16 protein-coding genes and 2 pseudogenes are annotated in these 22,034 nt (G+C 36.6%); 4 read left to right on the top strand and 14 right to left on the bottom strand.

The window, feature by feature from the left end; all coding sequences use genetic code 11:
• Positions 1-36: 36 nt before the first annotated feature.
• The 5 genes from H3Z85_14745 to H3Z85_14725 all read right to left on the bottom strand — a co-directional run bounded on the left by H3Z85_14745 (position 37) and on the right by H3Z85_14725 (position 8,948).
• Entirely contained in the window at positions 37-1,032 is a 996-nt protein-coding gene (locus H3Z85_14745; protein ID QPQ50679.1) for an alpha/beta hydrolase, read from the bottom strand.
• Positions 1,033-1,120: 88 nt separating this feature from the next.
• Entirely contained in the window at positions 1,121-2,107 is a 987-nt protein-coding gene (locus H3Z85_14740; GenBank protein ID QPQ50678.1) for an EamA family transporter, read from the bottom strand.
• Positions 2,108-2,462: 355 nt separating this feature from the next.
• Positions 2,463-4,253 (bottom strand): 30S ribosomal protein S1, encoded by a 1,791-nt coding sequence (gene rpsA / locus H3Z85_14735; GenBank protein QPQ50677.1) that lies wholly within the window; start codon positions 4,251-4,253, stop codon positions 2,463-2,465.
• Between the two features lie 248 nt (positions 4,254-4,501).
• On the bottom strand, positions 4,502-7,054 hold the full coding sequence (locus tag H3Z85_14730; protein QPQ50676.1) for a DEAD/DEAH box helicase family protein: 2,553 nt from the start codon (positions 7,052-7,054) through the stop codon (positions 4,502-4,504).
• Positions 7,055-7,058: 4 nt separating this feature from the next.
• Complete coding sequence (locus H3Z85_14725) at positions 7,059-8,948, bottom strand: site-specific DNA-methyltransferase (GenBank protein ID QPQ50675.1); 1,890 nt, start codon at positions 8,946-8,948, stop codon at positions 7,059-7,061.
• A 226-nt stretch (positions 8,949-9,174) separates the two neighbouring features.
• Between H3Z85_14725 and H3Z85_14720 the strand changes: the two genes are divergently transcribed.
• A complete protein-coding gene (locus H3Z85_14720) occupies positions 9,175-10,482 on the top strand; it encodes a DEAD/DEAH box helicase (GenBank protein QPQ50674.1) in 1,308 nt (435 codons plus the stop codon).
• A gap of 116 nt (positions 10,483-10,598) precedes the next feature.
• Here the strand turns inward: H3Z85_14720 and H3Z85_14715 are convergent, their stop codons facing one another.
• Positions 10,599-11,492, bottom strand: coding sequence for an SMP-30/gluconolactonase/LRE family protein (locus tag H3Z85_14715; GenBank protein ID QPQ50673.1), 894 nt, complete (start codon positions 11,490-11,492; stop codon positions 10,599-10,601).
• Positions 11,493-11,750: 258 nt separating this feature from the next.
• Between H3Z85_14715 and ccoG the strand changes: the two are divergent.
• A pseudogene (gene ccoG, locus H3Z85_14710) lies at positions 11,751-13,192 on the top strand (cytochrome c oxidase accessory protein CcoG).
• A 104-nt stretch (positions 13,193-13,296) separates the two neighbouring features.
• Here ccoG and H3Z85_14705 read toward each other — a convergent pair.
• Complete coding sequence (locus tag H3Z85_14705; protein QPQ53908.1) at positions 13,297-14,178, bottom strand: helix-turn-helix domain-containing protein; 882 nt, start codon at positions 14,176-14,178, stop codon at positions 13,297-13,299.
• A 107-nt stretch (positions 14,179-14,285) separates the two neighbouring features.
• On the bottom strand, positions 14,286-14,840 hold the full coding sequence (locus tag H3Z85_14700) for a hypothetical protein (protein QPQ50672.1): 555 nt from the start codon (positions 14,838-14,840) through the stop codon (positions 14,286-14,288).
• Between the two features lie 181 nt (positions 14,841-15,021).
• On the opposite strand from H3Z85_14700, the gene H3Z85_14695 reads away from it, so the two are divergent.
• Positions 15,022-15,369 (top strand): MerR family transcriptional regulator, encoded by a 348-nt coding sequence (locus H3Z85_14695; GenBank protein ID QPQ50671.1) that lies wholly within the window; start codon positions 15,022-15,024, stop codon positions 15,367-15,369.
• A 179-nt stretch (positions 15,370-15,548) separates the two neighbouring features.
• Positions 15,549-16,829 carry a helix-hairpin-helix domain-containing protein gene (locus tag H3Z85_14690; protein QPQ50670.1) on the top strand — a complete coding sequence of 427 codons (1,281 nt, stop codon included), beginning with the start codon at positions 15,549-15,551 and terminating at the stop codon, positions 16,827-16,829.
• Positions 16,830-16,918: 89 nt separating this feature from the next.
• On the opposite strand, the gene H3Z85_14685 is transcribed toward H3Z85_14690, so the two are convergent.
• The 6 genes and pseudogenes from H3Z85_14685 to H3Z85_14660 all read right to left on the bottom strand — a co-directional run bounded on the left by H3Z85_14685 (position 16,919) and on the right by H3Z85_14660 (position 21,987).
• Positions 16,919-18,142, bottom strand: coding sequence for a hypothetical protein (locus H3Z85_14685; protein ID QPQ50669.1), 1,224 nt, complete (start codon positions 18,140-18,142; stop codon positions 16,919-16,921).
• Between the two features lie 260 nt (positions 18,143-18,402).
• Entirely contained in the window at positions 18,403-19,125 is a 723-nt protein-coding gene (gene rluF / locus H3Z85_14680; protein ID QPQ50668.1) for a 23S rRNA pseudouridine(2604) synthase RluF, read from the bottom strand.
• A gap of 29 nt (positions 19,126-19,154) precedes the next feature.
• Positions 19,155-19,854 (bottom strand): annotated as a pseudogene (gene truB, locus H3Z85_14675) (tRNA pseudouridine(55) synthase TruB).
• Positions 19,855-19,880: 26 nt separating this feature from the next.
• Positions 19,881-20,699, bottom strand: a complete 819-nt coding sequence (locus tag H3Z85_14670; GenBank protein QPQ50667.1) for an undecaprenyl-diphosphate phosphatase — start codon at positions 20,697-20,699, stop codon at positions 19,881-19,883.
• Positions 20,700-20,788: 89 nt separating this feature from the next.
• Positions 20,789-21,085 (bottom strand): DUF3098 domain-containing protein, encoded by a 297-nt coding sequence (locus tag H3Z85_14665; protein QPQ50666.1) that lies wholly within the window; start codon positions 21,083-21,085, stop codon positions 20,789-20,791.
• Between the two features lie 2 nt (positions 21,086-21,087).
• Positions 21,088-21,987, bottom strand: coding sequence for an FtsX-like permease family protein (locus H3Z85_14660; GenBank protein ID QPQ50665.1), 900 nt, complete (start codon positions 21,985-21,987; stop codon positions 21,088-21,090).
• Positions 21,988-22,034: the final 47 nt, after the last annotated feature.

The following is a 22,034-nucleotide window of genomic DNA, read 5'->3' as shown; positions in this document are numbered from 1 at the left end:
GGAGATACACGTCTTAATGTTTCAACTTATTATATCTTATTTTATAAAGTCATATAATGCTTTAAAAAACTGAGGATAAACTTCAATGTGTGGCAAATGCCCTACATTTTCAATTTCCACCAGTTTAGAACCGGCTATTTCCTGTTGTGTTTTCTTGCCAAGTTCCTGATATTGTCCCATTTTCGCCTGAAGCTCTTTAGGAGCCCTATCCTTCCCTATTGCCGTCCTGTCTCTTGTCCCAATGATCAGTAATACAGGAGTTTTTATATTTTTAAACTCATAACAAACAGGTTGATTGTAAATCATGTCAGTGGTCAGGGCAGCATCCCATGCGACCTGAGGATAATCTTTATGTAATGTCCAGCCGGCAATAAGATCCAGCCAGGGCTGATATTCTTCTTTCCATTTATTGTCATAATAGAATGTAAGCTGATAATTTTTATAGGTTTCTGCGGTATTTTTAAGCTCCGATTGATATGCCTGGTCAATGGTCTGATAAGAAGCAAAAGTTTTATAATCTTCCAAACCGATAGGATTCTCCAATATCAGCTTCTGAACCTTTTCCGGGTATAATAATGTAAAGCGTGTCGCCACCATTCCACCCATAGAATGGCCCAAAACAATGGTCTTATCAATTTTAAGATCATCCAGAATTGCCTTTGTATTTTCTGCTAGCTGAGAAAAGGAAAACTGGTAAGCATGAGGTTTTGAAGATTTTCCAAATCCTATCTGATCCGGAATTATCACCCTGAACCCTTTTGCAGAAAGGTCTTTAGCTGTTCTTTCCCAATAGGCTCCGTTAAAGTTTTTCCCATGAAGCAGCATTATTGTTTTTCCATTACTTTTTTGAGGTTTTACATCCATGTATGCCATCTTCAAATCATTATCCTGAGATTTTAAATGGATATAATGAACTTCGAAAGGATATTTATAATCAGAGAGCAGAGCATCGAGAGGTTTTACCTGTGCGGAAATGCCTGCTGTTCCTGCAGCCAACATTATAACCATTACTGCATTCCTTACATATTTCATGAAAATTTATTTTAGATGATTAAAATTAAAAAAACCGTTCCATAAAGAACGGTTTTTTATCTGGTATTTTTATTTAAATTTCATTTCATTAAGATAGTTCAGGGACCTGGACTTCCTTTTCTTTTTTGGAAGGTAAGTTCATTAATACAATAGCAAAAAGGATCAGCACGATTCCTACCCACTGTATTAAAAACACTTTTTCGCCCAATAAAACAAACGCCATCGTTACAGAAACCGGAAGCTCTAAAGAGGAAACAATACTTCCTAATCCTAATCCTGCATTCGGGAAACCGACATTAAACAGAATTGGGGGAATAATGGTTCCGAACAGAGCTAAAATAATTCCATATGTCCAGAAGATCGAATAATTAAAAGGATGAATATGCTCCGTATTTTCGGTAAAATTTAAATATAAAGATTGTAATCCGTCAAAATACATTGGCCCTATCTGAGCAAAGAATAAGAACGAAAAAACGATAATAGAACCTCCCGCAAGCATTACAAGGCTCTTTCTGAAAACCGGTAAATGAGTAGCTATCGTGTTTGAGGTAAACATAGTCAAAGTATAAGAGCCGGCAGCCATTAGCCCCCAGAACACCCCATGCCAATCCAGCTCTATTTCCATATTGATAAGATTGGTCGCCAATACTGTTCCCAATAATACTATAATCACCGAAATCACCTTTCTTGCATTGGGCAATTTTTTTGTAAGAATGCTCTCAACTACCACACTGAACCATACCGACTGCATCAATAATACAATCGCAATGGAAACATTGATATACTGCACAGCAATATAATAGAATAAACTGGTTCCTCCTAATGAAGTTCCTGCCAGCATCAGCATTCTGACTTCTTTAGAATTGGGTAATGATAATTTCTGCTTCGAGGTAATGGTCTGGATAAAATTAAGGATCAGTAATCCTGTCAAACCTAACACAAACTGGGATGTAGTAACTTCCGAAGTTGTAAAACCGTCATGGTAAGCCATTTTCACAAACGTGGCCAACATACCGTATATACTAGCTCCAATCCCAACAAATAAAACGCCTTTTAGTATATTTTGCTTCTTCATAATTTTTTTCAGCCTGCAAAGGTACGACTTATAAATTAAAGTTTTGAGGAATGTAGCTGCGCCGGATAATAAAATCAATCATATCAATTTTACTTAAACGACAACCCTAACAGATTTTGAAAACCTGTTAGGTTTATAATTATTCCATATTATCTTACCAAATGTATAGCAGGACGTCTGTCATAGCCCCGATAGGAACGGTTACCCCACAGCAAAGGCTGGAGATTTAGTGGATTTAGGAGCGGAGTGAGAAGGCGCGAGGAGTATGAGTGGATAGCGGGAAAAAGCTCCTGAAAATAAGGTATAAAAAAAGCCGCTCAAATGAGCGGCTCCTTATTTATGAATGGTTCAAAGATTATTTACCTTCTTCCATTTTTCTTTTCAACTCTGCTAATGCATCAATGTCTCCAAGAGTAGATCTTTCTTCGTTGTTTGAAGAAGAAGATACGTTTCTAGAAGAAGATTCTTTAACGTTTTTCTTTTCTTCGTCTCTGAAGATCCCTGTGTGAGATACTACTACTCTCTTGAATTCTTTGTTGAATTCAATTACTTTGAATTGAGCTTCTTCACCTTTTTTGATTTTAGATCCATCTTCTTTCTCTAATAATCTTGAAGGGCAGAACGCTTCAACCTCAGCATCTTCAAACTGTACAGAAGCTCCTTTATCGTGTACTTCTACAGCTTTACCAGCGTGGATAGTTCCTTCAGCATATTTAGTTTCGAATTTATCCCATGGGTTTTCAGTCAATTGCTTGTGACCTAGAGATAATCTTCTAGCCTGGATATCTAGTTCAAGAACTACAACATCTAATTTATCACCTACTGCGCAGAACTCAGATGGGTGCTTGATTTTCTTAGTCCAAGAAAGATCAGAGATGTAGATTAACCCGTCGATACCTTCTTCTAACTCTACGAATACACCAAAGTTAGTGAAGTTTCTTACCGTTCCTACATGCTGAGATCCTACCGGATACTTAGCTTCGATGTTTTCCCATGGATCTTTAGACAATTGCTTGATACCAAGAGAAATTTTTCTTTCTTCTCTATCTAAAGTTAATACTTCAGCTTCTACTTCATCACCTACTTTTACGAAATCTCCAGCAGATCTTAAGTGAGTAGACCAAGACATTTCAGAAACGTGGATTAATCCTTCTACACCTGGAGCGATTTCTACGAATGCACCATAGTCAGCAAGAACTACTACTTTTCCTTTTACTTTATCTCCAACTTTCATGTCAGCAGAAAGAGCATCCCAAGGATGAGCTTCTAATTGCTTCATACCTAACTGGATTCTTGTTTTCTCGTCATCGAAATCAAGGATTACAACTTTTACAGTCTGTCCGTCCTCAAGGATTTCAGATGGGTGGTTCACTCTAGACCAAGAAAGGTCTGTAATGTGGATCAATCCATCAACACCTCCTAAGTCAATGAATACACCGTAAGAAGTGATATTCTTAACAGTACCTTCAAGAACCTGACCTTTTTCAAGCTGAGCGATGATTTCTTTTTTCTGACCTTCGATATCTGCTTCGATCAATGCTTTGTGAGAAACTACTACGTTTTTGAACTCAGGGTTGATTTTCACAACTTTGAACTCCATAGTTTTTCCTACGAACTGATCGTAATCTTTAATTGGCTTAACGTCAATTTGAGAACCAGGTAAGAATGCTTCGATTCCGTGAACGTCAACGATCATACCACCTTTAGTTCTTGATTTAACAAAACCGTTAACGATTTCTCCAGTTTCGTGAAGTTCGTTTACTTTATCCCAAGCTTTAAGCGTTCTAGCTTTTCTGTGAGATAATTGTAACTGACCAGTTTTGTCTTCTCTCTTGTCAACCATTACTTCTACCTCATCACCTACTTTAAGGCCTTGGTTGTAACGGAATTCGTTAAGAGAAATAACACCTTCAGATTTGAAGTTGATGTCTACGATAGCTTCTTTGTCAGTTAATCTTACAACTTTACCAACTAATACGTCATTATCGTCTAAGTTGTTTAATGATCCGTTGTAGATCTCTTCTAAATCGCTTTTTTCTTTTCTCGCATCTGCATCAAGACCTGATTCGAAAGAATCCCAATCAAATTGTTCTGGTGCTACGTTTTGGTTTAATAATAATTCTGCTGAATTTGTCTCTTTTGACATAATTCTAAATAAATTTGTATTCCTTCTCTTTCAACGGTCTTAACAAATGTGATTGAAAAATACGGAAGTTATTAATATTTAATATTTTACTTTCTTAGACCTTTAGCACAAAAAGTGGGTGCAAAGATATGTTTTTTATTTGAGATAAGCAATAGTTTTACATATTCATAATTTCCCGTTAAACAACTGAAGTTCAAAGAGATTTATTAAAAGATTGACGGATTTAAAAATAAGGAGAAGCCGGAAAATTAGCCCATAAAGGTTTTTTCCAGCGCCTGGTCAAATTCTTTTTCAGTTTCATGGTTATAAAACGGCACTGCCGTAATTAAATACTCATCCGTATGAATCGTAATGGTTTTCTTTTGATCGCCCATTTTTCTCAAAAAATCATCTTTCCATCTGTCGTAATCAATTAAATGGGTTCCCTTAGGCTCTATAAACACCTGGTATGTCAGCTGTTTATCTTTCTTCTGGCTGCAAAACAGAATAAAATCCGGTTCAAAAGCGCGTCCCAGTTTATCAAAGATCTTCACCTCCCTTTCATTACGGATCAGGTGAACATCCTGAAATTTTTGCTTCAGCCCCTGGAAGCGCCTGGAAAATAAGTCTACAAACCTTTTTTCTTCAATAGTTCCATAATTAGCATTGTAGGCATACCAAGCTTCATCTGAAACCACACTTTCCTGCCCATCTGCTCTTATACTGCCTTTGGTAACTTTGATCTCCTTATCTCTGAAAACCTTATGAATAGGCTGCGGCTGAAACGATGAACCTTCGTAATCCGGAGTATTATGTTTAATATCGGCTTCTATAGTTTGAAGTAATCCATTCAGAGCCTGGAGGTAATCAAAATGTGAAATTTCCTGTAGACGGCTTTGGGTTCCGTAGAATATGATTTCCATTCCACCCAAATAGGTTGTATCATGTATAAATTCCCAGATCGATGTTATATTGGGAAAATAGCGCGAAAGATTATCAAAGTAATAAAAAGGATTCCGGCTTAGGGCATATCTTACTACATGCTTCTGAATATCCTGAATTCTGACTCCTTTAGATTTTATTCCTTCATCAGGAGAGGCGGGTTTCTCCGGTTCAAAAAACACATTAGAAGTCCTGCCATTTCCCGAAGAAAGCTGGTATTTAAAATTGGGTCTGCTCATTCCCAGATCTTCAAAAGACTTTATATGAGTAAAGCTTTTTGGGATTTTGCTATTGGAAAATACAAGTCCGTTTTTGTATAATTCTGTGGTTTTAAATACAGGCTTCAATTTTAACTGCTTTGTTTCAAGATTGGCCTCATCTTCATATATTCCGGAGTCTACCAACGCTTTTTTAAGCTCTGAAATGTAGCGGCTGTCTTCTTTGGTATGATAATACAGCTCTTCCAGGATTTTCAGATCGTTTGAAATGTCATCATCATATTTCCTTACAAACTTATCTTCACCTTCCTTCACAGAAAAAGGAAAATATCTTGCTCCACGTCCGATGAGCTGTGCTTCGGAAAGGGTTGTCTTTCCGGGTCTACCATCTTTCCCATCCCGGTCTTCATATAATCTTACAATATCAAATAAATTGAGAACATCCCAGCCTTCATTAAGTTTCTGCACTGCAAATACAGCACGGATAGGATTGTTTTCTTCTTCCAATGTATTGAGTAAAATCTGGTTTTTCTCTGCTTCTAAGTCATTATTGGCACTCAGGCAATTTTCTTCCCGGAAATGATTCTGTATCCGTTTTACAATATCTCCTTTTGAAATATTTCTGCCTTCAAAGAAATCAAAAGCTTTCTGAACAATAGGAACGGTTGATGTTTTCCTGATCTTATCTACCATCGTTTCAGAAAAAGCATCGATCAGCTTGTGAAAGTTTTCCTTATTCTGTTCAGATTCTTTGATGGTCTTCTTGGCTTTAAAAAGAATAACGGGTTTCAGATTGATATGATGAACAGTAGCCAATTCCTGGCGATACAGATTAAGAATTAAAGCCTGAATAATTCTTTCCTGCTCATCATATAAGGAGCGGACAAGGTTGATTTCCTTAGAAAATTTATCTGTTCTGAACTGCGCCAGATCATATTTATAAATAACCTTGTCTTTGTACTTCTCTGCGATTTCCCGGCTTTCATAATCCAGAGTGGCCGTAAATTCTAAAAGGATATTTTCAAAATTCTGATGCAGAATCTCGAGAACGGTCTCTTCCCAGCTTCCAAACAGGTTTCCGCTTTTGGTACCACTGTTTAAATGATGGGCCTCATCGGCAATCAATACCATCTTTTTATCCTGAAAATCTTCATAGGTAACGCTGTTTTCTTTGGTGTTATTTAAATCAGTGTGAAGCCGCTGAATGGTGGTAAATTTGATATTGATGTTTTCATGGTCTGATTCATCAAAATTATCAATCTCCTTTAAAAAGACCTCTTTCCCATCAATAACGATTTTATTCTGAAATAAATATTTAGAAGTATGGGGATTGAGAAAATTATCCGTCGTTTTCTGAATTATAGTATTACTGTTGACAAAAAACAAAAAATTCCGATATCCTTTCTGATAAAGGTGAAGTATCAAACCACCCATCACCATTGTTTTCCCGCTTCCCGTTGCCATATTATAAAGAAGATGTAAGGGTTTCTTAGGCTTCCCATCAAAATCTTCCCTTTCCGTATACAAATAACGTCTGAATGCTTCTTCCTGATAAGGGCGAATTCCAAACTTCAGGTTATCGGTGATTCCATTAGGTAAAGAAACTTCTGCAAGAGCCTTACGGGCAAACGGATTATTGAATATTTCATGTAAAAATGCCATATGCCTAGTTTTTAAGTTGATAAAATTCCCGGGTTACTCTCTGTTCTTCCGGAGTACATGCAAAATTCCCATCCTTAAGAGAAGAAAGGTTTACATAGAGCTGGTTTTTATCGAGCAGTTCGCAAAGATGCTGCTTTTGTTCCTGCAAGCTTAATGTTTTGAAATCTTCAATATATTCCTCCTGCTTTTGGATATCTATATTATAATTAAGAAATGACTTTTCTTTCATCTCTTCCCAAATCTGAAGGAGCGTTTTTGCATCTTTTGCTTCTTCTATTTTTTCTATGAAGGTTTGGTTGTATTTTTTGAGCTCGAGGTAGATGAAGGAGCCGCCGCCTTGCCAGTTGACGGATTTGGAGATGCCGCCTTGTTCGCCATCAATTACTTTTTTCAAGCGTTCTACTGCAACCGTTTCTATATAATCCATTTGCTCTATTCCGATATATTGAAGATTCATTTTGTGAGCTGTGGATGCTGTGGTACCACTTCCGAGGTGATAATCGAGAATAATATCATTTTCCTGCGTTGATATTTCAATTAATTTAGCTATTAATTGTTCTGGTTTAGGATAATCAAATACTTTTATTCTAAAAATATCTTGAATAGTTTTTGCTCCCTGTCCAGAAAATGATTCATCAATCCAAGAGTTAAAAACAATTTGTTTGGTTCCATCTTTTTCGCGTATTTTTTCATACAATTCTTTCCTCCCTTCTTTTTCAATCAATATCACTTCTCCATTTTCAATTGAGTTTCTAAGTTTAGCTTTACTCCATCTCCAACAGCCATCGGTTCCATCTGGTAGAATAGGGAAAATAATTTCATTTTCAAATTCAATTCCATAATACAAATTAGGTCTATCAGCTCTTCTACTATTACTTCCCCATTTTCTAATCAATTGAGTTTTATAATTACCTTTCTCATCTTTTAATGAATATGTAGATGTATCCTCAACCGTAGTTTTAAACAGTTTTAAATTGGAAATATTTTTTGAAAAACAAATAATTGTTTCATGAATCTGTGCAATGAATTTGCTATCTTGTCTTCCACCTCTACCTTTCCAAACAATATTACTCACAAAATTTTCTCTTGCAAAAATTTCGTCCATTAATACTTTTAAATATGCCTGTTCATTATCATCACACTGAACAAAAACAAGCCCATCATTTCTTAATAATTCTCGTGCGACACTAAGCCTATTCTTCATAAAACTCAGCCAGGTAGAATGGTTAAAACTATCATTATATTTAAACCCATCATTTCCTGTATTATAAGGCGGGTCTATATAAATAAGCTTCACCTTTCCAGCAAACTCCTTTTTGAGAGAATGCAAGGCTAGCAAATTGTTTCCTTTAATAATTAAATTATCAGTAATCGTTCCCTTTTCATTTCTATTGAATCGGGCAAAATGATGTTCACCATCTTTATCAAAGCGTTTGGTGTTGGTTAGCACTTTTGGATCCAGCAGTTCGGTAATTTCATCCTGTGCCAGCACTTCATTGAAGAAAATCTCTTCTCTTTTATCTTCCTCACGGCTTTGTCCGCCTTCCAAAATACAGTCTTTAAATGGCCAGACCAACGACACTTCGTTGCGCTGCTTCAGATGCTTACCATCAATAGTTAATCCTACTTTGTTTTTAAACTGGGTATAGCTGTCATTCAGATAATTTTTCTGCTCAAGAAACTGGATGAAAAGGTTTTGTTTGAACACCCATACCTCTTTTACTTGGATGAAAAATTTTGCTTTCAAATCAGGGTCTTCCAACAATAATCCAATGAGTTCTTCATCAAAGTTTTGTGCTTTATTCAAAACCACCCATTTTTTAATTTCTCCGTTATCAGAAATATAATTAGGTTCTTTCTTAATCTGTTTTTCAAGGGTTTGATAGAGTTTCATGACATTAAGTTTATTGCTTCAAAATTATTGGAAGGACATACAAATACATTACGGCTTTCCGTAAAATGATTTATATACAGTTTTGAGACTCTTCACTATTCCGTTCCGTTCAGAATGACACCAACATCGAAATACAAAAGATGCTATTCCCAAGGCTTCCCATTCACAATTTTCAAACCGTCCTATCCTAAAACTTCCAAACTCCAAAATTCACTACCTTTGCACCATGGAACTACAATCAATCTATCAAAAGCTGCAGATTCAGGATATGAATCAGATGCAGAAGTCAACTTATAAAGCCTCTGAAAACAATACGGACATTGTACTGCTCTCTCCTACCGGATCAGGAAAAACACTTGCTTTTTTATTTCCGGTTCTGAGAAACCTGAAGAAAAATGTGCAGGGAGTTCAGGCTCTGATACTCGTTCCGGCCAGAGAACTGGCTTTACAGATTGAGCAGGTTTTTAAAGCTATGGGAACAGACTTTAAAGTTTCTGTTTGCTATGGCGGGCATGATAAAAAGATTGAAGTCAACAATTTAATTGAAGCTCCTGCTGTTTTAATCGGAACTCCGGGAAGGGTAACTTACCACCTGAGACACAACAATTTTGACCCAAAGACGATTAAAACATTGGTTTTGGATGAATTCGACAAAGCTTTGGAACTGGGATTTCATGATGATATGGAATTTATCTGCAATTCTTTGAAAGGACTTTCTCAAAGGATTTTAACGTCTGCAACAGCAATGGATCAAATCCCAGCATTTACAGGCTTACAAGATGAAAAAGTAATCAGCTTCCTTAAAGAAAATGAAGTAAAACCCGATATTCAGTTAAGAAAAGTGATGACTATTCCTGAGGAAAAGCTGGACACACTCTTCAATCTGGTTTGTAAAATCGGGAACAAAAGAACTTTGATCTTTTGTAATCACCGTGATGCCGTTGATCGTATTTCTGAGCTTCTTCATCAGATGGGGATCGACAGAGAAACCTTTCATGGTGGTATGGAACAGGATGAAAGGGAGCGTGCCTTACTGAAGTTCAGAAATGATTCTGCGAGAATTCTTATCACTACCGACCTGGCCGCCCGTGGTCTTGATGTTCCCGAAGTAGAATCTATCGTTCACTACCAGCTTCCGCCAAAAGAAGATGCCTTCATCCACAGAAACGGACGTACGGCAAGAATGAATGCCAAAGGATTTGTGTATCTGATTATGACTGAAGAAGAAAATTTCCCATTCATTAAAAATGATACTCAGGAAGAAAGTGTAGCCGGTTTTACTAAAGTTCCTGAAAAAACACCTTTCCAGACTATTTATATCAGTGTCGGCAAAAAAGATAAAGTTAATAAAGTTGATATTGTAGGATATCTGATCAAAAAAGGAGACCTTCAGAAAGAAGACATCGGATTGATTGAAGTAAAAGACACGACCTCTTATGTAGCCGTTTCCAGAAGTAAAGTCAATGCTGTGTTAAAAAAGCTCCAGAATGAAAAACTGAAAGGGAAAAAGATAAAGATGGAGGTTGCTTATTAAAATACTCCTCAATAATATATAGTCATTGCGAGCGAAGGGAAGAAATCTCTTATCATTCAATATAATTGTAGGTATGAGATTGCTTCGTCGCTACGCTCCTCGCAATGACACGAAAATTATTTTATTCCTCTCACTCTCATCGGAAAAGTATACACCGATTTTGAAGCTGTAATGAACAAGATATCATTGTTTTCCCCACCGAAAGTCACGTTCGACGTCCATTTTTCAGGGATAGAAATATGGTATATTTTCTTGCCATCTCGGTTAAAAATATGTACTCCGTCTCCTGTCAAATAAAGGTTTCCGTGCTTATCGAGCGTCATTCCGTCAGAACCCATTTCACAGAATAACCTTTTGGGAGAAAGTTTTCCATTTCCGAGTATATCGTAAACATAAGTTTTTCCGGCATCAATGTCTGAAATATATAGCTTTTTTAATTTTTCACTACCAATAATTCCGTTGGGCTGCGTAAATGTTTCCAGTTTGACGATTTTGCCCTTGTTATCCCTGTAATAAAGACTTTTATGGGATAGTTCCTGTTTAAAATTAACCCAGTAGTCTCTTTCGTATAGCGGATCGGTAAAATACATACCTCCTGAAGTGTCATTCCAGACGTCATTGGGGCCATTAAATCGTTTGCCTTCAAAACCTTTGAACAAAACCTCTACTTTTTTATCTTTTGAAATTTTCCACATTTCTCCCTGATCATCCGAACAGGTGATCAGAAAATCATCTTTATCAAAATGAGTTCCGTTTGCTCTTCCCGTTTTGTCCAGGAATTTTATGATCTTATTCGTTTTCCAATCCCAATAATAAATTTTATCATTGGGCTGGTCGGTAAAATATACATTTCCTATTTTATCTGCCGATGGTCCTTCGGTAAAACTAAACTGGTCCGATACCCTTTCCGGCTGTACACCTTCATAAAACATTTTACTACTATTTACTGATTGGCAGTTTACCAATGCGAAAACCAAACCAATCCCAACTATTGTACAGATATTCTTCATACTTCATTTTTAGATCTGCAATTTACGATATGCCCCACAGGATCCCAAAATATTTTCTCATTTTGATCTAATAAAACAGAAAAAGAAAAATGTCCTAATTGTCCTATTGAATAAGTAGATCATATTAGGAGACCACTGATATAATTCAGAGCTTTGTGCCAAAGGGATTGATATTATTTGTTCTATAAAAAACAGCACAAAATCAAAGAATTGATCCTGTGTATAAATACTACCATAATACTTTTATAGCATACAATAATGAGTGCAGAGTCTAACAACATCAAATCCTTGGAGATTGAAAATGAAGATTTCAGAAATTCAGTGGGAACCATGGATGAAACCGGAAAAAGAAAATGGATATTCCCCAGAAAACCTAAAGGAAAATACACCAATTACAGGAATTATACCAGCTATATCCTTCTTGCTCTTTTCTTTGGGCTTCCTTTTGTAAAAATCAATAATAATCCTTTTTACTGATTAATGTTATCGACAGAAGATTTTTTATCCTTGGTCAGCCATTCTATCTTCAGGACTTTTTTATTCTGGCATTGGGAGCTGTGACTTCTGTAATATTTGTGATGCTGTTCACGGTAGTTTTCGGAAGAATATTCTGTGGATGGCTTTGCCCGCAAACCCTTTTTATGGAGATGGTTTTCCGTAAAATTGAATATTGGATAGAAGGTGACAGAAACAAGCAGATGAAGCTCGACAGACAGGAATGGGATGCTGAAAAAATAAGAAAAAGGCTTACAAAATGGTCTGTATTTCTTTTCATTTCATTGGTCATTTCTACCTTCATGTTTATGTATATTGTAGGCTATGAGCAGGTATTCCGTATCATGATTGAAGGCCCTTCCGAGCATCCTCTGAAGTTTATCACGATGATTTTTTTCACGATGACTTTTTATTTTGTTTTTGCATGGCTTCGTGAGCAGGTATGTACTTTGGTATGCCCGTACGGAAGGCTTCAGGGGGTATTGATTGATAAGCAGACCATTAATGTGGGCTATGATTTTAAAAGAGGCGAAGGTCGTTCAAAATGGAGAAATAATGAAAACCGGAAAGCAGCAGGAAAGGGAGACTGCATCGATTGCAACCAATGTGTTGTCGTTTGCCCTACCGGTATTGATATCAGAAACGGGCAACAACTTGAATGTGTCAACTGTACAGCTTGTATTGATGCATGCGATGAAGTGATGGACAAGGTAGGTCTGCCAAAAGGTCTGATCCGTTATGCTACAGAATCTGAAATTGAAAACCAGGATCAATTCAGATTTACTCCGAGAATGAAGGCTACCTCGGTCATTCTTGCTCTTCTTATCGGATTCCTTGGATTCCTGATGTATGACCGTGGGTCTATGGAAGCAAAGTTTATCAAACCTGCAGGTTCTACCTTTTTTATTAAAGACGGAAAGATTACGAATACCTTTATTTATACTCTGTTAAACAAATCCAATGAAAAGAAAACCTTAACCATTAAAGTTATCACTCCGGATCATGCAGAGATCACCTATTTCGGAAATGAAAAAATCATATTGAAGGGTGATGAAATCCTCAAAGGAAATATTAATATTACGTTTCCTGAAGAAGACATCAAATTTTCAAAACAAAATATGGTCATTGGTGTTTTTGATGAAAAAGGAAAACTCGTAGACTCTTTTGAAACCACTTTTGAAGGACCGTTTAAACTGGCATTATAGGCATGGAGTGTTTGAGTGTTACAGGTTACCCATATTATCTTATGTTCTCAGAAAAACCTTCAACTCCCCGTTTTTTAATTATCAACTTTCAATTATCAATTCTTTTAAGCCTTATATTTCCTCATAAACTGCGTAGGGGTCATTCCGGAACTTTTCCGGAAGACTCTTACAAAGTAGGAATATTCTTCGTAGCCAAGTCTGAAAGCAATTTCTACAAGGCTTTCATCAAGATACATCAGCATTCTTTTAGCTTCCAGGACTACTCTTTCTGTAATAACATCGGTGGCGGTTTTCTGAACCACGGTCTTTACGATCCTGTTAAGGTGCTTTGAGGATATTTCGAGTAATGAAGCATAGTACGCAATCGATTTTTCCTCTGTAAAATGTTCTTCAATAAGGGTTTCAAAATCCTGATAATGTTTAAAATAGGAAGGACCGGCTGAAGATTCCAGAAAATCAGTATCTCTTGAAAACAATCTGGCAGCATAGATAAACAGCTGAGACATCAATGAAAGGATCAGACCTTCTTTCATGATATGTTTAGATTGATATTCGTTGCCTAATTTTTCAAACAATCTAACGGTTTCCTCTAATTCCACAGTATGCAGCTGAAGTTTTCTGGGAAAAGTAACAGATCCGAAAAATGGAAAATTCCTCAGCTTCTGATTGACATAATGTATCTCGTAAAATTCCTGTGAGCAAAAGAATATATAACCATCGATATCTTCTGAAAGTTCCCAACTGTGAACCTGTCCGGGTGACAAAAAGAAAAGACTTCCTTCCGAGACCTCATATTTCTGGAAGTCGATTTCATGAGTGCCTTTTCCTCGGGTAAAAAGTACAGCGGCATAAAAATCATGCCTGTGGGGTTTCTCTATATGCTTGTGACCTACAACCAAATGATTTTTCATGGTATTAAAATAGAAATCAGAGGTGCTTCTGCCCGTCTGGAATAGGTCAATATGAAGAACAGAGATAGATTTCATCATCTATATTTTAACAAAAGGAGTGATAACATTTATAAAGGTACTATAAATAAGGCCTCACCACAAAGTTAAACAAAAAAGGACCGGCAGAAACGCCCGTCGCTGCTTTAATTTTTGATTGTGTCTGTTATTTTATAATCAGTTTTCTTCACAGTATCCCTTGCAGTACATTCAAAAGGCTCCTTATCCTGCCCTCTCCTTGCATTGGAATCAAAAACAGCATACACCATTCTATCTTCCGTATACGGTTCTATAAATTCAGAAATTCCGGAACGGGTAAGCATGGATGAAAATCCTTCGGGAGACAGACTAAACCTCAAATACACCCCTGAATCGTCTAGCCCCGTTCCTACATATGATCTGATATCCGGAAATTGAGCCTGCAGCTGAGGAGCCATATTCGAAGATTCCCAGACCTGAAACTTTTCAAGTCTTCCATGGACATTGGGAAGTGAAATAATGACTCCTTTGGAACCGGAAGACCTCTGCGGAGCATTTTTCAGAATTTGGCTTAACTTATGAGAGTCTAATGTATAAAGTCCTGAAAATTCTAATTTTTCCTGAGACTTTTTAACTCTCTGAGACCTGAGCTCGGTCCTCGTCCACTGTGAAAATCCTAAAAAGGGAATCATAAGTGTTACAATAAAAAAATAATGCTTCATAATCATTGTACTTTTTCGTCATTCACTAAATTATAAAAAATGACTTGTCATTCTTATTTTTTTATACGATTCTGATTTTTTATTTCTAACGTGTTAAAATGTATGTAATACCAGGACTTTGCCATATATATTTGGATGCAAGTTTAAAAAATTTTTATCTTTGAAGTTTAGGATTTGTAAAATGAAAATAAATTTACCTGATAAACTGTATTATTCTATAGGGGAAGTGGCTAAGGCTTTTGACGTAAACACTTCATTAATACGTTATTGGGAACAGGAATTCCCTATCATTAAACCTAAAAAAAACAGGAAAGGAAACCGATATTTCACTCCTGAAGACATCAAAAACCTTCAGATGATCTACCATCTGGTAAAGGAGAAAGGATATACACTGGATGGCGCGCGGGTAGCTTTAACGACCAACAGCAGGATTTCAGAAACGATTACCATTATTGACCGACTTGAATTTGTAAAAGCAGAGCTTCTTAAATTAAAAGAATCTTTAGGCGACAGGGATTCTGAAGAATAACCTGACAAAATTTGACATACGATACTTCCTCCTCCGACACCCATTGGAGGATTTTATTTTATGTATAATATATATTTTATTTATATTTTTTGGGAAGTTTACTCAATTATATTCTAAACTCAACCAATTTATATCTTCCCATTGCTATACTTTTGTTTTATTGGTAAGTTTACTTTATAATGAGAAAAAGCTATTACCAAAAATTAGCATTTATGATAATGCTGCTGACAGTTTTATTGGTCTATCAGCAATATACGAGCAGGGAAAAGGAACCTTTCCCTGAGGTTAACTTCATCATGAATTCTTCAGCTTCCACTGCATTCACAAAATTTGATCCCAATGCTTTACATCGTACACAATGGCAGGCCCTTGGGTTTTCTGAAAAACAGGCATCCACAATTCTTAAATACAAGGATATTGTGGGCGGAGCATTTACTTCAAAAGAACAATTGAAAAAATGTTATGCTATTTCAGACGAAAAATTCCGAGAAATAGAATCATTCATCTTGCTTCCGGAAACCGGTAAGGAATCTTCGGCAAAACAATTTAAAAATTTTGAAAAAAGCGCCATTGCTGTTGCCCATACATTTAATCCTGATCAGTATTCCGGAAGTGACTGGATAAAAATGGGCTTTAGCGAGAAGCAGGCAGAGGCAATTTTAAAGTATAAAAATTATCTTGGAGGAAGCTTTATCAGTAAAGAAAAGTTTAAAGAGTGTTTTATCATCTCTGCGGACAATTATAAAAAGCTGGAACCTTATTTAATGCTACCGGTGAAAACTCCCGAGAACTTCAAAAATATTTCAAGAAATTATCCGGGAAAAAGTAAAATAGCCTACCATTCATTTGATCCCAACAGTTTAAATCTGGAAGGATGGAAAGCCCTTGGTTTTTCGGAAAAACAAGCTACAACTATTGTAAATTATCGGGACAGAAACCTGCATGGCAGCTTTAAAAACGCAGAAGATTTACAAAAATGCTTTGTAATATCACCTGAGAAATTTGAAGAATTAAGGCCCTACATTAAGCTCACTCCTATTCCTGAGAAAAGAGAAAATAATCAGCAACAGAAAACAGATTTTTCAAAAACTGATCTTAATTCAATTACTTTTAGACAGCTGATAGAATTTGGTCTGGATGAGAAAAGTGCCGGATCCATGATAGGATTCAGGAAGAAATTGGGTGGTTTCGTCAATAAGCAACAGATTCTGGACACTTATAATATAGACAAAGAAACCGTTCAGAAATTGCTCAGTATTGCTCCGCTGGATGCTTCGGCTGTTGCTAAATATACTTTAGCGGACGCTCCAGAAGACTGGCTTAAAAATCACCCGTATTTTAAATATTCTGCCGAAAAAATCATATTCTACAGGATCAGTAATTTCGATGATAAAAAAATATGGAAGTTCCTGAAACTAAAGCCTGAATATGAGGAAAGAATGAGATTATACCTAAAATAAAATCATTCAGTATGGGAGAATAATCTGAGTTCCGGGTAAAATATTTTACCCGGAATTCAGATCAGAACATTACCACAATATTCAAAAATTTAGTGATGCATATAATTGCTCGGACCGTTGGTTCCTTCGATGGATTCAGGCAGTATTCCATATCGCTTACGTAAATCGACTGTACCTAATGTTTTTCCGGTCTCAATTTCAATGACACTAATGGTACCGGAATTTAAGTTAGGAATATTCAGAAGATTATTTTGTACTGCTACAACTTCTTTTCCTTTTTTGGTTTTAAAGAAAACCATATGATGTGCTCCTTTATCTGCCGTAAGGGTCTTTAAAAGTTTCAGTTGCGGAAGATTACTGATGTCAAAGACCAGGACTTTTCCCGGATCTGCAAAACTTACGTAAAGCCTGCTGTTATCATCAATATACATTTCAAGAGTCCAGCCTAAACCTTGCGTACTTCCGTCAAATATTTTGGTAAAAGCATCATATTTTTTGGTGGTGGAGTTGTACGGGGCAATCCAGATATCACCTCCAAGCATTGTAGTGGCAAGGGCATATTGTGGAAATTTCCCACGCAATAATAAGACTTCAACAGGAGCTGACAGGTCTGTCGGAGAATCTGCTACCTGATAGGTCTCCTTTATTTCATAGGTATTCAGATCCAATAAGGTACAGGTGTTTCCCATTCCTGTGGTAAGATCCGGGTGGATGGTGGAGGATACCATCATTAATCCCTTTTCTTCATTAATTGAAATACCGTGCGGATACATTATAAATTTATTGGGATTTTCCTGAATGGGTGCTTTGATTGTTTTAATAAGCTGATTGGTATTGGCATTAAAAACTCCGACACTGCCGTCTTTTGGTCCTCCTGCACCTCCCATAAAGGTCATAAAGAACCGTCCGTCACCGGTAAAAAATAAATTTTCCCCTACCGTATTCTCTCCTGTATCAATGGGGGAAGCGCTTACTAATTTTGGTTGTCCTATTTTGTCTTTTTCGGTTTTTATCTGATAGAGATAACTGCCGCCTAATGCCGTGGTATACAATTTATTTGCATTCTGGTTATAATAGAGATGATGAGGCAGAACACCAATACCTAATTCCAGCTTACTACTCATGTTACCAAAATCCGGAGCATCGGGATCAAGCTCTATAACGGCTATTCCATCCGGCTGCCCTGTCAGGCTTCTATAATCAATATAAAAAGCAGTGTCATGAGGAATTTCGGGGTGATTATCGTTTTGGCAATTGGAAAATATGATCAGAATGCTGATAAACAAGGGAACTTTGTTAAATTTTAATTTCATGGTTTTCAATTATTTGTTTTATAAAAATAACAAATAATTGTAAAACAACGAAAATATTACACAAAATAGTGAATATTTAATTGAGGTTTCAAAATTAAAAGCCTGGAATATTGATACCTGAATGTTTAAACTTTTCATTCTATATCGAGTAAACAAAAACAGGAATCACCTCATAACAACAGATACATTCAGTACAGACTATAAAAAATAAGCAGGAAAATATTCCTGCTTATCATATATAGGTTGCTAATTATATAACATTAATCGAATGTTTTACTGGAGTCTGTAAGAAGACTGTTTAAAGTATTCAGTTCTTCTTCCGTAAGGTCTCTCCATTTACCGATGGGAAGATCAAGTTTAATATTCATGATACGGATTCTTTTCAGCTTTTTCACTTCATATCCGAGATATTCACACATTCTACGGATCTGCCTGTTTAGCCCTTGTGTAAGGATGATTCTGAAATTCATTTCATCAATTTTCTCGACCTCGCACTTCCTGGTTACCGTATCCAAAATAGGAACCCCGTTTCTCATCTTTTCCAAAAATCTTGGTGTAAGAGGTTTGTCTACCCTTACAAGATATTCTTTCTCATGATTATTCCGGGCACGCAGAATTTTATTAACGATATCACCGTCACTTGTTAAAAGAATCAAGCCTTCACTGGGTTTATCGAGCCTTCCGATCGGAAAAATTCTTTGAGGATGATTAATATAATCTACAATATTATTTTTTTCACGTTTTGTATCCGTAGTACAAACAATCCCTACAGGTTTATTAAAAGCGATATATACAGGTTTTTCCTGCTGTTCTCTGATTGGTTTTCCGTCTACTTCTACAAGATCCTCATCGGATACTTTTGTTCCCAGCTCAGGAATTTTTCCGTTTATTTTGATCCTTCCTTCTTCCAAAAGTTTATCTGCTGCTCTTCTTGAACAGTAGCCAACTTCTGATAAATATTTATTGATACGTGTCTTTTCCATTAGTCTCTGTAATACGATCGATTATTTTTTTATAAACCTTCGAATCTGTAATCATTATTTAAAAACTGGTCTGTAGCATCTTCAATGGCGTAATCACCGATTTTGGTACGTCTCAATTGCGTCAGGTAAGCCCCCTACTCCCAATTCCTGTCCTATATCATGAGCAAGGCTTCTGATGTACGTACCTTTTGCACATCCCACCGTAAAGCTTATCAAAGGAAAATCTATTTTAATACCCCGGATATAGTAAATGGTTGTTTTTCTGGACTTCATTTCTACTTCCTCTCCGGCTCTGGCCAGATTATAGGCTCTTTCACCGTCAATTTTAATAGCGGAATAAATTGGCGGCTTTTGCTCAATCTCTCCTACGAATTTTTCTAAAGCCTCCGTCACATGTTCTTCCGAAATATGGGCAATATCCTGATGAAGAATTTCCGGTTTCTCGGTATCGTAAGATTCTGTCTGCACTCCTATTTTAATCTCTGTCCAGTATTCTTTGGGAGCATCCTGAATCTCAGGAATTTTTTTTGTGAATTTACCACAGCACACGATAAGAAGTCCTGTAGCTCTCGGGTCTAAAGTTCCGGCGTGGCCTATTTTAAATTTTTTAGGAAGATCAAATTCCCTTTTAAGTTTATATTTCATTTTATTGACAGCCTGAAAGGAAGTCCAGTCTAAAGGCTTGTCTAATAAAAAAATGTATCCTGATTTCAGTTCTTCAGCAGTCATGTGTGGAGATATAAAAGAAAAACCTCTTATTTAAAAAAATAAAAATAGATCAACAAAGCTACCCCCACAAAGATACGGTACCATCCCCAGGGTTTAAAACCATACTTGTTAAGGACTCCAATAAAGGCCTTGATAGCAATCAAAGCGACAATAAATGCGACTATATTTCCTATTACAAAAATCATGATGTGATCTTGTGAAGCCATAATCATTTCGTAACCTTTCTGCGGATTTGGAGTTTCTTTGCCCCATGTTTTAACAAAAACAGAATATACCGTTACCGCCAGCATCGTAGGAACTGCGAGGAAGAATGAAAATTCAGCCGCCGCTTTCCTGGTAAGTCCCTGTGCCATCCCACCGATGATCGAGGCTGCACTACGGCTTGTTCCCGGCATCATGGCCAGACATTGCCAAAATCCGATGGTCACAGCATTTCTGATAGTAATTCCTTTTTCGTCATCAATTTTAGGATTTTTAAACCATTTATCTGCAAAAAGCAACACCACCCCTCCCAGTACCAACACCGAAGAGATAGCAATCTGATTGCCCAGAACAGCCTCAATTTTATCATCAAATAAATATCCCAAAACCAACGCGGGAACTACCGCAAAAGCCAGTTTGTAGTAAAACTTAATATTATTCAGATCAAAAAACTTCTTCCAGTAGGCTACCACTACAGAAAGGATGGCTCCAAACTGAATGGAAACCTGAAACATTTTTAAAAATTCTGTTTCTTCCAGACCCATAAGATTCGCTGTGAATCCCATATGTGCAGTAGAAGAAATAGGAAGATATTCTGTAAGCCCTTCTACAATGGCAATGATAATTGCTTTGATTAAATCCATATGTTTTAAAATGTAAAAGATTAAGAGACTCGGAAATTTAGAATGTTCCAAATTTCCTGATCTCTTAATCTCTTCGTATACGTTTTATTTTATTTCCTTTTTAAGATCGCGTAAACTTCTATCACAAATCCAATGACAACGAATAAAGGTGCTATCCTGATTCTTCTGATTGAGAAGATATCGTCATTCCATGAGTTCGGATCAAATTTACCGTCTACCGTATTGGCATCAGGTCCCATCATCAGGAGGAATCCTACAACGATAAATGCCAGTCCGATCAGCATCCATTTGAAGTTTTCCTTTCCGAAATAGAAGGTATTTTCCTGGGGTGCTTCTGCTTCATTTCCAAAATTTGAAGCGGAAAAATTATTTGTTTTTTTGCTCATTGTTAAGAGTAATATAAATCGTCAACGTTTGATTTTAAGAATCTCCATGTTGCAATGATAGTACTTAGGACGGTAATAAAAATACCTACGCCCAGTACCAGCAGCACCAACCAAACATATTGCTGGTTATCCTGTACAAATGCAGATCCGATCTGATTTGTAAAGTAATACCAAACACCGAATAATGCCAAAAGACCTATTACTGATCCAATTGCTCCTAAAACAACGGCTTCGATAATGAAAGGTTTAAGAATAAATCTTCTTTTTGCTCCCACAAGCTGCATTGTTTTAATAATAAATCTCTTGGAGAATATTTTCAGACGGATTGAATTATTAATCAATACGACAGCCAATACTAAAAACAGGATAGAAAACCCTAAGATCCATTTTAAGATCCTGCTCAGGTTATTGTAAACGTCTACCATCAGCGTGCTGTCATTCTTCACATCAATAATTCCCGGAACGGACTTGATGACTTTGATTGCTTCATCAATTTTGGTCGGGTCAACATATTCCGGTTTCAAAGCAACTTCGATGGACGAAGGGAAAATATTTTCTTCAAATAACGCATCGCTATCGATTCCCATACTTTTCTTGGCTTCCTTGGCAGCCATACTTCTTGAAATATAGGTTGCTTTTTTTACAGGAGCTAACGTCTGGATCTTTTTAAAAGTTTCTTCCTCTAGTTTTGCAATTTTTACAGAATCTTTAGCGTCATAATTTTCATCAAAGTAGGCGTTCACCACCAACTGCTCTTTGATATAGTCAGAATACTTTTGGGCATTGATTAAAATAAGCCCCATTAACCCTAACAAAAATAACACTAAGGCAATACTTATCACTACTGTAATATTGCTGGACCGAAGCCTTTTCTTATTAAACTCATCTACAGATTTAGCCATTAATATTAAAATTTTTGGCTAAAATAGAAAAAATCTTCCGAAATTTG

Source organism: Chryseobacterium indologenes, from assembly GCA_016025055.1.
Taxonomy (GTDB): Bacteria; Bacteroidota; Bacteroidia; order Flavobacteriales; family Weeksellaceae; genus Chryseobacterium; species Chryseobacterium indologenes.
The sequence above is the reverse complement of the archived record's forward strand: the minus strand, read 5'-3'. Positions and strand labels throughout refer to the sequence as shown.